Origin of the sequence: Flavobacterium sp. 1, assembly GCF_002797935.1 — a bacterium.
GTDB lineage: Bacteria > Bacteroidota > Bacteroidia > Flavobacteriales > Flavobacteriaceae > Flavobacterium.
The window spans coordinates 2661395-2673589 of record NZ_PGER01000001.1; the positions used below are offsets into that span (position 1 = coordinate 2661395).

The 12195-nt window shown below is 34.3% G+C and carries 10 protein-coding genes; 6 read left to right on the forward strand and 4 right to left on the reverse strand.

All coding sequences use genetic code 11. The annotated features are described in order from the left end of the window. Positions 1 to 11: 11 nt before the first annotated feature. The 3 genes from CLU83_RS10685 to guaA all read right to left on the reverse strand — a co-directional run bounded on the left by CLU83_RS10685 (position 12) and on the right by guaA (position 5525). A complete protein-coding gene (locus tag CLU83_RS10685) occupies positions 12 to 1958 on the reverse strand; it encodes a LysM peptidoglycan-binding domain-containing protein (protein ID WP_100431594.1) in 1947 nt (648 codons plus the stop codon). Positions 1959 to 2049: 91 nt separating this feature from the next. Beyond that, a complete protein-coding gene (locus CLU83_RS10690; protein WP_100431595.1) occupies positions 2050 to 3933 on the reverse strand; it encodes a LysM domain-containing protein in 1884 nt (627 codons plus the stop codon). Positions 3934 to 3995: 62 nt separating this feature from the next. After that, on the reverse strand, positions 3996 to 5525 hold the full coding sequence (guaA, locus tag CLU83_RS10695; RefSeq protein WP_100431596.1) for a glutamine-hydrolyzing GMP synthase: 1530 nt from the start codon (positions 5523 to 5525) through the stop codon (positions 3996 to 3998). A 320-nt stretch (positions 5526 to 5845) separates the two neighbouring features. Here guaA and CLU83_RS10700 point away from each other — a divergent pair, with 320 nt between their 5' ends. Next, on the forward strand, positions 5846 to 6379 hold the full coding sequence (locus CLU83_RS10700; RefSeq protein ID WP_100431597.1) for a hypothetical protein: 534 nt from the start codon (positions 5846 to 5848) through the stop codon (positions 6377 to 6379). Positions 6380 to 6393: 14 nt separating this feature from the next. On the opposite strand, the gene CLU83_RS10705 is transcribed toward CLU83_RS10700, so the two are convergent. Then, complete coding sequence (locus CLU83_RS10705) at positions 6394 to 7074, reverse strand: hypothetical protein (RefSeq protein WP_100431598.1); 681 nt, start codon at positions 7072 to 7074, stop codon at positions 6394 to 6396. 563 nt (positions 7075 to 7637) lie between these two features. Between CLU83_RS10705 and CLU83_RS10715 the strand changes: the two genes are divergently transcribed. From CLU83_RS10715 to CLU83_RS10735, 5 genes are all read left to right on the forward strand, one after another. Further along, positions 7638 to 8024: a RidA family protein gene (locus CLU83_RS10715; RefSeq protein ID WP_100431600.1), complete on the forward strand. Its 387-nt coding sequence runs from the start codon at positions 7638 to 7640 to the stop codon at positions 8022 to 8024. Positions 8025 to 8079: 55 nt separating this feature from the next. Beyond that, positions 8080 to 9336 (forward strand): voltage-gated chloride channel family protein, encoded by a 1257-nt coding sequence (locus CLU83_RS10720; RefSeq protein ID WP_100431601.1) that lies wholly within the window; start codon positions 8080 to 8082, stop codon positions 9334 to 9336. 66 nt (positions 9337 to 9402) lie between these two features. Beyond that, the gene (locus CLU83_RS10725) at positions 9403 to 10407 is read left to right on the forward strand and encodes a bifunctional oligoribonuclease/PAP phosphatase NrnA (protein ID WP_100431602.1); all 1005 of its coding nucleotides are present in this window, start codon (positions 9403 to 9405) and stop codon (positions 10405 to 10407) included. A gap of 5 nt (positions 10408 to 10412) precedes the next feature. Next, on the forward strand, positions 10413 to 11054 hold the full coding sequence (gene gldI, locus CLU83_RS10730) for a gliding motility-associated peptidyl-prolyl isomerase GldI (RefSeq protein ID WP_100431603.1): 642 nt from the start codon (positions 10413 to 10415) through the stop codon (positions 11052 to 11054). A 12-nt stretch (positions 11055 to 11066) separates the two neighbouring features. After that, complete coding sequence (locus tag CLU83_RS10735; protein WP_100431604.1) at positions 11067 to 12191, forward strand: peptidylprolyl isomerase; 1125 nt, start codon at positions 11067 to 11069, stop codon at positions 12189 to 12191. Positions 12192 to 12195: the final 4 nt, after the last annotated feature.

A 12195-nucleotide genomic window follows, 5' to 3' on the forward strand; every position in this document is an offset into this window, starting at 1 on the left:
TGCCTTCTGTTTTACTTCGCTTCTTTAACAGTCAAATCGGTGTCGTAATACAAGATGTAAACCCCTTTGTTGACATAACCTCCTTCTTCTTTTTTGTGATACTCAAACTTGCTTTCCACTTGTTCTGTTATCATTGTTTCGGCAGTTTCCTGATAGGTTTTGTCCTGTGACAAACGCATCATAGTATCAAAAGTGATGTCAAAACCACGAATAGCAAAGGTGCTTGGATTAACTTTATTCTTTTTTCTATAGCTCTGCATGAACATTTGAGCTTCGGGAGAATTGTTTTCGCGGGTTGCAGAAGGATACATCAAATGCAGCTTGGTTAAATCTTCGAAACTGATTTCATCGGTATCCAAAGTTTCATTTGGCTCCAGAATAACCAGCTGCACCTGATAAGAAGCCATAACACTGACCATAGCATTTATCGTATATTTTATCATGCCTGTATTACCAGTCTCTAGAATAACATAATTCATTCTGTCTTTGACCAGCTGGCTTTTAAAACCTTCAACATTTAAACCGCCAGTTTCCGACAACGGAGCTATTTTGACTTTTTTTTGATTTTCTAAAATGTATTTTCTGATAGTTTCTCTTTTCTTGTCAATCACAGCAATTATGTTTCCTTGCTTAGCATTCATAAAATCAAACATAACCGATTTCAAAACAGGAACAGGAACAATTGACTGGTATAAATTTGGAGTCGGATTACCCGCATCTTTTGACAATGGAGAAATAACCGGAACATTGCTTTGCTCGAGCAGATTAGCCATTTTTTCTACATTACTCTGATAAAATGGACCAACAACAGCATCGGCACTTGCAAGGTCATTAGCACTAAAAATAGCCGCTGCGTTTGAAGTTGTTTTTGCTTCATTCGAATCAAAAATCTTAACATCCATAGAAACACCAACTTGTTTAGCTGAATCAATCGCCATCAATGCACCTGAATAAAAATCCAAAGTCATATTCAGAAATTTATCATTGTTTAATCTGCTGACATTCGAACTGATTGTATCTCCACCGTTTTTGGCAATATTAAAAGGCAATAGCAATACTAAAGTCTTTTTGTCATTACTGTTTTTCTTAGTCAGAACAACATTCTGTTTCGCAGAATTGGATGCAATCTGGTTTGATTTTGACGGCACTTTTAAAACCATTCCTTCTTGAACACCGCTTGATAAAGCAGGATTCAATTCAATTAATTGCTGTTGTGTCAACCCATACTGTTTAGACAAACTATAGAAAGTTTCTTTGGCTTTTACAGTATAATCAATATAACTGACAGGCTCTGATTTGACAACTGGAATTGGTTTTACAGGCACTGCTTTGGTTTCAGCAACAGCGGTTTTTGAAACTATTTTTGGTCTAGTTCCTTTTATCAGCAGCTCATAGCCTACTGTTAAATTAGTTACAATCTCAGGATTTTTTTGTTCCAATTCTGCAACAGTTATATCATACTTCTTAGCTATTGAAAATTTGGTTTCTTTTGGCAATACGGTATGATAAATCACAGTACTCTTAACCGCCACATTTGTTTTAGGACTGTTTTTGGAAGGAATATTCAAGATTTGACCTACCTGCAAGCCTAATTTTTCAAGATCCGGATTTGCTTTTTTCAAATCTGCATCTGTTACATCGTATTTTTTTTCAATACCAAATAACGTTTCCTTTGCTAATACCTCATGAGTTTTTGGCTGTTGTTTAGCAGCAGATTTTACCGGCTGCTCAGCAATTTTTCCTTTACTTTTTGGAATCAGCAAAACACTATTGGGCTTCAATCCTTTTTGTGCATCGGGATTGAGCTTATAAATATCGTAAGGAGTAATATTAAATTTTTGAGCAATCTGATTTACTGTTTCCCCTTTACCGACGATGTACTTATCAATCTTTTCCTGAGCTGCAATTGAAGTCAGTGAAAAAAATACCGTGCAAATTGTTACAAAAAAATAGTTCATAATAGATAGGGCCATTTATTAATTTTAGTAAAAATACTGTCTTTATAACAGATACTTCCTCTAAAGATTGTTAATTTATTCTTTAATTGAATTACTCAGAAACTACATTTGCAATAAACATTTTTTCAAAAAGAGGTTTCCCTGCCTTTTGAATGCATTCGTATTGAGCCTCTTCTTTAGTAGCTGCTATTTTTGAATACACATAATAGGAAAGCAGATTTATATTATAAAAGAAATTACTTTCTAAAGAACCTGAATCTGACAGTTTCTTGATAAAAGCATCTCTTTGCTTCGCATCCTGAAAGTTTCCTAATACAACATAATAACCAGCTTTCAAATCCTTCACACCTTCTACTTTCTCTATTTTGACTGCCTTAACTTTAGCCGGCTGTTTAGCCAATTCCTTTTTCACCTGTTCCAATGTAAGCGTTTTTGAAACTGCTGCTGTTTTAGTTTTTGCTTGAGTTTCGGATGCTTTATTTTGATAGCTCTTATTTTTTAATTTGGCTAAATTATCATCAAAAGTTCTGGCTTGCTTACTGTAAAAATCAGCTTTACTGATATGCAGTCTCAATTCGGCTTTGCTTTCATTATTCAAAGAATCCAATTTTGTAATCAGCTTTATGTTGTTTAAATCACGAACACGCTGCTGCATTTCCATGGTTCTTAATTCGGCGGGAGTCAATTTCACAGCTTTTGCATTAGCTGGCTGTGTCTTACTGTTTTCCCTAATGCTTTTTTTGTACTCTTGGTTTTCTTCTACAGCAATGCGCTCCGCTTTGTCCATTAAACCTGAATATACTTTTCTGTTTTCAGCCAATTGTTTTTTTAGCTGCAGTGATAATTCATTTGTTTTTTGAATATTTTCGTTAGAAATCTTTTGCAGGCGAATAGATTCATCAAGATCAACTAATTCTGTTTTCTTCAAATCAGTTAAATCTTTACTCATCGTATTTACCAATGAATCTAATTTTACCAAAAGAATTTCCTGTATGTTTTTATTTGCTTCTAAAACCAATTTAAGTTTTTCGGCAGAACCTTCTTTGGTATTATCAATTTCTTTCAGATTAATCAAAAGCCCATTTACCTTGATTACCTTCTGATTGATTTCTTCCTGCAGCACAAGCTTCTGCTTCAAGCTGTTAATCTCTTTTGTATTTGCTTTTGATTTTTCAACTACCACTTGTTTTTCCGCCAAAGCAAGCATCAGCTCTTCATTTTCATTGGTTGGCTTTACTTCCTTTACATTGATAGCTAATTTATTTCCTTCGGTCAATCCGTTTACAATTTCTGGATTTTGGGATTCCAATTGTTCAACAGTAATTCCAAATTGTTTGGCTATAGAATACTTAGTTTCTTTTGGTTTTACCACATAAAAAACAGTTTCTGCATTGATAACTCTTACTCTTCCGTCAAGCGTTTTCTTTTTATTTGGAATCGTAATTTCCTGTCCGATCTGCAGTCCGTTTTTTAGAAGAACTGCATTGGCTTTATCCAAATCTTCAACAGATACATTATAAAGTCTGGCAATACTAAATAATGATTCTTTGGGCTGTACTAAATGAGTATTTTTCGATGATGCGGTTTCAGTTTTAGAATCCTGCGGAATAATCAATTGCTGACCAACCTGCAGTCCATTAACCAATAAATCCGGATTAGCATTTTGAATAACTTCTGCTTTAACATTATATTTTGCAGCCAATCCAAACAGTGTTTCTTTTGGAGCAACAGTATGCGTAATCGAATTTGGAGTTTGGGGGAGTAATTCAGGAACATTCAGTACTTGATTTTCTGAAATTCCGTTTTGTGCTTCTGGATTTAATCTATAAATTTCAGAAGGTGTAGTTTTGTAGTTTTGAGCGATTTGGGGGATTGTTTCGCCTTTCAAAACTGCATGCTTAGCTGTTGATTGCTGTCCAAAAGAGACATTTGATACAAAAGCAACAACCAATAAAAATCTTGAAAATTCTTTCATAAATAAGTAGGTTTAAACAATTAAGTCGTTACAAATGTAACGACTTAATGTTAAAAAAATTACTATTCCCACTCAATTGTTGCAGGTGGTTTTGAACTAATATCGTAAACGACACGATTCACGCCTTTAACTTTATTGATAATATCATTGGATACTTTCATTAAGAATTCATAAGGCAAATGTACCCAGTCAGCAGTCATTCCATCAGTAGATTCTACTGCGCGAAGTGCTACCACTTTTTCATAAGTACGTTCATCGCCCATTACTCCAACGCTGTTTACAGGAAGTAAAATAGCTCCTGCCTGCCAAACTTTATCATACAGTCCCCAAGATTTTAATCCGTCGATAAAAACTTTATCCACATCCTGCAAAATTTGTATTTTCTCTAAAGTAATATCACCTAAAATACGAATAGATAATCCAGGTCCTGGAAAAGGGTGTCTTCCTAATAATTCTGGATCGATTCCTAAAGTTGCTCCTACTCTGCGCACTTCGTCTTTGAAAAGCATACGCAAAGGTTCAACAATCTTCAATTTCATATAATCTGGCAAACCACCTACATTATGGTGTGATTTGATAGTTGCAGATGGTCCTTTTACCGAAACTGATTCAATAACATCAGGATATATAGTTCCTTGAGCTAGCCAAGTAACGTCTTCTATGCGATGTGATTCAACATCAAAGACTTCGATAAATGCGTTACCAATGGCTTTTCTTTTTAATTCTGGATCACTAACTCCGGCTAAGGCATCATAAAAACGCTGAGAAGCATCTACTCCTTTTACGTTCAGTCCCATTCCTTCGTATTGATCTAAAACGCTTTGGAATTCATTTTTGCGAAGCAATCCGTTATTTACGAAAATACAATACAAGTTTTTTCCAATCGCTTTATGCAATAAAACAGCAGCTACTGTTGAATCTACACCTCCTGAGAGACCCAAAACAACTTTGTCGTTTCCGATTTTTTCTTTCATTTCAGCCACGATTTCTTCAACGAAAGCATTTGGCGTGAAATTTTGAGGAACCTCAGCAATTTTTACTAAAAAGTTCTCCAACATTTTTGAACCATCAGTAGAGTGAAAAACTTCTGGATGGTATTGAATAGCATAAGTAGTTTCTCCTTCTATTTTGTAAGCAGCATATTCCACATCATGTGTGCTTGCCAATTTTACTCCGTTAGCAGGCAATGCTTTAATACTATCGCTATGGCTCATCCAAACCTGGCTGTTTTCAGAAACACCCTCAAAGAACGTTTCGTCTTCCTTAATATAGGACAAATTCGCTCTACCATATTCTCTGGTGTTTGAAGCCGCAACTTCACCACCACTAAAATGGGCTAGGTATTGCGCTCCGTAACAAACGGCAAGCATTGGTAGTTTACCTCTAATTTGTGATAAATCCGGATGTGGTGCATCATCTCCTCTAACAGAAAATGGGCTTCCTCCAAGAATTACGGCTTTATAACTTGATAAATCACTCGGAAAATGATTGTAAGGAAAAATTTCGCAGAATATATTTAATTCGCGAACTCTACGCGCAATAAGCTGTGTATATTGCGATCCGAAATCTAAAATAAGTACGTTGTGTTGCATGCGCAAAAATACTTTATATATTCGGAATTGAAAAATGGTATTTTGAAAAATTTCTATTTTATTTTTATCCAATAACTTTCATTCATTTTAGCCCAATGAATTAAATAAATTCAAAAAAATCAGTCAAAAAAACAATAATTATCAAGGTTAAAAGGGTCTTGAAACAAACAGATAATATTCTGTCTTATAATTCTAAAATAAATCGCCGTTTACATTCAGTCGCTTTTTATTTAATACTAATTCTAACATTAGCCCGTTAAAGTAAGTAACAGAACCTCTATGGATGCTGTTAAAAAAGCTCAAATCTTAATTTTTTAAAAATGAAAACAAAAAAAATCACAATTTTAACAATGGCAATTTTATGCCTATTTGCTGTTTCATGCAGTGAAGTGGATAAATTACTGACTTTCACAATTTCTAATGAAACCACATTCAAAATTAATAACGGACTATCAATAAACACACCGTTCGATGTAGCAACTCCAGATGTTACGACCAATTCGTCAGCCGAATTCAAGAATAATAATACTGATGCAGATTTGGTTAAAGATGTAACACTGAAAGAAATAAAACTGAGCATTACAAGCCCTGCAGATAAAACATTCAGTTTTCTAAAATCAGTTCACATGTATATTTCTACAACTGCAGATGACGAAATTGAATTAGCGTTTCTCGATAATATCAATTCATCCGCAAATACAATCAGCCTAACCTGCACATCTCAAAAACTAGATAAATACATTAAAGCTTCCAGTTATAAAATACGAACCAAAGTAATAACAAAAGAAACTGTTACCCAAGATATAGAGGTAAAAGCAAATATGAAATTCAAAGTAACAGCAGATCCTTTTTAAGTAAAAACAGCCAGTTATTCTTTAACAATAATAATAGTAGCTTTAAATCCGGTTCCTAAATTCCATTCACTAGCCGAAATTAAATTCTTTTTATCATCATAAACTTTGAATTCGGCTGTGTTGGGACCTGAATCCCCCTGATTTAATGCTTCAAAATCAATCTTGTTAAATCCTTTTTTCAGCGTGATTTCAAAACCTTTAAAATTACTGTCCAAATACACTTGAGATTGTATAATTACTCCGTTTAGATACACCCGAATCAAATCACCGTCGACATATTGGGCATCCCTGTACATAACTGTGGCTGCATTGGCAGTGGATTTAAAAGTTCCTAAATTTTGATTACGGCGATAAGCCAATCCTTCTTGCCGGTCAGTTCTTTTATTCAGTCTGTCTTTCACTTCATCTCCAGGATTGATAAACTCATTCTTGGGAATCATTGACATTTCACTTTTGGTTTTTACCTTATAATCGTCAACTGGATTCGGAGGCGATTGAATTATATTTGGGCTTTTATAAACATTTGGAGGAATAATTACAGGAACATTTGGATTCGTTGGCGGTATGTCCATCTTTTCTGGTTTGGGTTTGATATTTGCAGGGGGAATCCCTTTAAACTTACCCCCAAACTCTACTTGAGCCTGCGAACAAGTTATAAAACCTATTAGAAAAATAAATAAATATATCTGCCTCATAATATTAAAAAAGTAGGTTTTTTGCCTTAAAACATATTCCAAAAATAAAAAAACAATACTTATAGAATCACAAAACTAACATAATTTATTTTTGCAGAGCTGTTAAGAAATTCTAAATCCTTAAGTTCTGTCATTATTTTTTGAAGCAGAAACACTAGCCATTTTTGGTTATATGGTTCCTGCTCTTCGCTAAATCTTTTTATTTTTAAAGGAAAAATAAAAAGGATATCGCTTCGATCAGGGCTAAAGGGAAACATGATGCTTTTTTGCAATTAATTATACAATTTGATTTTTTTTTACCACTAAGGCATTAAGATTCATTAAGCATTATGTCTAAACAAACTTCATACAAGCTTAGGTTTTTATGTAAGTAATCCGAATAAATTAAAAATATCTCTACGATTTTGTGATAAAAAGCCCAATTCAATCACAATAATACAACTGTCCCAAAAGTGACTCTTTTTTTAATTCTAATTTTTATAAATTCGCGCTTTAATCGAAATTCATCTATAATTTAGAATAACGCATTAAACAGCAATTAACAAACTTAAAAAAACTAAATAATGAAAAGAGAAAACATCTTAACCGGATCGCCTTGGGAAGACAAAATGGGATATTGTCGCGCAGTACGCATCGGAAATATCATCGAAGTATCCGGAACTGTTGCCATAGTAGATGGTGAAAAAGTAAAAGCAGATGATGCTCACGCACAAACTTTAAACATTCTTGAAAGAGTCGAAAAAGTATTGGAAGATCTTAATGTGGGAATGAAAGATGTAATCCGCACTCGAATTTTTACAACAGATGTATCAACATTTGAAGCGGTTGCAACTGCACATGCTACTTTCTTTAAAGACATCAAGCCAACAACAGGATTTTACGGCATTAACCAATTGGTTGCTCCAGAATATTTAGTTGAAATTGAATTTACTGCAATTGCATCGGAATAATTCTAAAAAATACTATAAATTGCAACACTTATTAGCTTAAAAAGTATTGCAGTTAATGGATTTTCAAAAAATAAAACAAATAATGCTTATCACACTCAAATGGTTTTTCATTTGCTGTCTGATAGGCATTTTTTCTGGATCAGCATCAGCCTTGTTTTTAGTCTCATTAGAATTTGTAACCCAAATCAGAATTCAAAATACTTGGATTATTTGGCTCCTGCCCTTTGGAGGATTACTTATTGGATATCTTTACTTTATATCAGATTCCAAAATTACAAAAGGGAACAATCTCCTTTTAGAAGAATACAACAAACCCGAAAAAAGGATTCCTTTTATGATGGCTCCGTTGGTTCTTTTGGGTACATTAATCACTCATCTGTTTGGAGGATCGGCAGGAAGAGAAGGAACAGCAGTACAGATGGGAGGTGCAATCGCTGATGTCTGCTCCTCAATTTTCAAACTCAATCATTCAGAAAAGAGAATCCTAATCATTCTGGGAATCAGTGCTGGTTTTGCATCCGTTTTTGGAACTCCATTAGCTGGAGCAATTTTTGCCTTGGAAATTGTCTTTTTCAGCAGAATTAATTTCAAAAGTGCTGTATTGTCTTTTGCTGTAGCCTACATCGCATATTTTACGGTTGAATTCTGGAAAATAAAGCACACTCATTACAATATTCCTGCAGTTCCCGACATGAATTTTACTGCTTTCTTTTGGATAATTATCGTGAGCATTTTATTTGGATTTACTGCGTTGCTTTTTTCCCGAAGCACCCATTTTTGGGGAAAATTATTTTCGAAAAACATAAAATACCCTCCATTAAGACCTTTCATTGGTGGAACCATTTTGGCAGTTGCTATTTATTTTATTGGCACCACAAAATATATAGGACTGGGAGTTCCCATGATTGTTGAAGCTTTTACTGTTCCTAATGCACCGTTTGATTTTCTTTTAAAAATACTTTTTACAGGTTTTACACTTGGAGCCGGATTTAAAGGTGGTGAAGTTACCCCGCTTTTTTTTGTGGGCGCAACCTTGGGAAGTGCTCTATCCGTTTGTGTTCCTCTGCCAATAGCTTTATTGGCCGGAATGGGATTTGTGGCTGTTTTTTCGGGGGCAACCCACACTCCTATTGCCTGCACTATTATGGGGATGGAGCTTTTTGGAATTAATTGTGGCGTTTATATTGGAATTGCCTGCATCATCGCTTACTTTTTTTCGGGAAATGTCGGGATTTACAAATCGCAAATTGTGAAAGGTCCTAAATCTATTTTGTACCAAAACATTAGAAAAAAAGGATTGAAATACCTCTAACCTATATTTCTTTATAATTTCTTAAAAGTTTTCAACTATTACTTAAAAAATGTAATTTCGCAGACTATGAATATACAAGACATACAAGCGATACAGTTGTTATTATCAACGCCAAAAAAGATTGCCATAATTCCGCATAGAGGTCCAGACGGAGACGCCATGGGTTCAACATTAGCATTATATCATTTTTTGCTAAAAAATAGTCACTATCCAACAGTGATTTCTCCAAATGATTTTCCAGATTTTCTAGCTTGGATGCCAGGCTCTGAAACAGTTAAAATATATGAAAAAGACAAAGAAAACTGCACCAAAATCCTAGAGAATGCAGAACTTATTTTTACTTTAGATTTTAATGCGCTTCACAGAGTGGGCGAAATGGAGCAGGTTTTAGAAAAACTTTCTGCACCGTTTATCATGATCGATCATCATCAAAAACCGGATAATTATGCAGCTTATACCTATTCGGATGTTGCTTTTGGGTCAACCTGTGAAATGATTTATAACTTCATTTCTTTTTTGGATAAAAAACAAGATTTAGACAAAACGATTGCAACCTGCATCTACACTGGAATATTAACAGATTCCGGTTCGTTCCGCTTTCCAAAAACCACAGGAACAACACACAGAATCGTAGCAGAATTAATTGACCTTGGAGTCGAAAACACATTAATTCCTGCTTTATTGTTTGATAATAGTTCTTATAACCGCCTGCAGCTGTTAGGTCGCGCTTTGCAGAATATGAAAGTTATGATGAATCATAAAACGTCATACACTGCATTAACACAAGAGGAATTAAACAGTTTTGATTATATAAAAGGAGATACCGAAGGTATTGTTAATTATGGTTTAAGCATAAAAGGCATTGTATTCACAGCCATTTTTATCGAAAACAAAGAAGAAGGAATTATCAAAATTTCTTTCCGCTCTCAAGGGGATTTCGATGTAAATCAATTTGCCAGAGATCATTTTCAAGGAGGCGGACACAGTAACGCAGCTGGAGGAAAATCGGAAGTTTCTATGGAAGAAACCATCAATAAATTTGAAAGTTTAGTACAAAATTTAAAAATATAGCCCCTATGAATTATTTTAAAGTATTATTAATTGTGTTTTTCTCTGCATTTTTGGCATCAAGCTGCAAACAGCCTCAAGAAGCGAGAAAACCTATTTCGCATTCATCAGGAAGCTTCATGAAACAATCAATTGCTAGAAATAAAAAAATGATAGCAAATGAGGAAGACCAAATTGAAGCTGTGATTAAGAATGACCCGACCAAACAGTACATTGCGTCCAAAAAAGGATATTGGTATTATTATGAGACTAGAAATCTTAATGACACCCTTAATCCAAAGAAAGGAGATATTGCATTATTTGATTATGAAATAAAAGATTTGAATGGAAATATTATTTATTCACAAGAAGAGTTAGAGCCTCAAATCTACAAAGTCGACAAACAGGAAATCATGATGGGATTGAGAGACGGAATCAAATTAATGCGAAAAAAAGAAAAAGTACACTTTCTTTTCACTTCACACATGGGATATGGATATCATGGAGACAATAACAAAATAGGAACTAACCAGCCTTTATTCTGTACTGTAACCCTCAATGATTTCATGCCCGAAGCAGAATATAACAAACAAATACAGCCAATAACAGCAACTGTCCCAAAAGTAAATGCACCCGTAAAATCTAACATAAAAGATACCTTAACAAATTAAAAAGAATTCAGAATGAAAAGAAATGTTTTATTTGTGCTGTTGCTTATTACAGCTTTGATTTCCTGCAACAAAGAACACAACAATTTACCAGATGGTTTATATGCCGAAATTGAGACCAACAAAGGCAGCATCATACTAGAATTAGATTATAAAAAAGCGCCAGTAACTGTTGCTAATTTTATCACATTGGCAGAAGGTGAAAACGAGTTTGTTGTAAATGACACTCTAAAAGGAAAACCATTTTTTAATGGATTAAAATTTCACAGGGTAATTAAAGATTTTATGATACAAACCGGTGATCCTTTAAGAACAGGGTCTGGAGATACTGGCTATAAATTCAAAGATGAGTTTTCTGATTTGAGATTTGATAAAGGAGGAATTTTGGCAATGGCAAATAACGGTCCTGGAACAAACAGCAGTCAATTTTTTATCACCCATTTAGAGACTCCTTGGCTTGATGGAAAGCATACTATTTTTGGACATGTCGTAGATTATAACCTAGAAGTTGTCAATAAAATAGAGCAGGATGATTTTATAAAAAGCATAACCATTATCAGAAATGGTGAAGATGCCAAAAAATTTGATGCCAAAAAAACTTTCTACGATTATTTCAAAATAGAATCAGAAATTCAAAAACAAAAAGTAGCGGCTGAGGCGGCTGCAAAAAAAGAATACGAAATCAAATATAAAGCAGTTTGCGATCAAAAATCAGCTTCATTTACAGCATTAAAAAACAAGGCTGTGAAAACTGCCACAGGACTTCAATATACAATTACTAGAAAAGGCAATGGTAAAAAGCCTGCTGTAGGATCTACCGTTTATATCCATTATGCCGGATTTTTAGAAAACGGTACTTTATTTGATTCCAGTATTGAAAGTGTTTCTCAAACATTTGGTAAATTCGATCCGGCAAGAGCTGCGGCGAAACAATACATTCCAATTCCTTTTCAAATAGGAAAAAAAGACGGTTTAATTCCAGGTTTTATAGAAGGTATCGAAAAAATGGCAATTGGAGACAAAGCTGTAATCTTCATTCCTTCACATCTTGCTTATGGAGAAGCCGGAGCTGGGGATGTAATTCCGCCAAACACCAATATTATTTTCGAAATAGAATTAATGGATAAAATGCCTAATTAAAAAA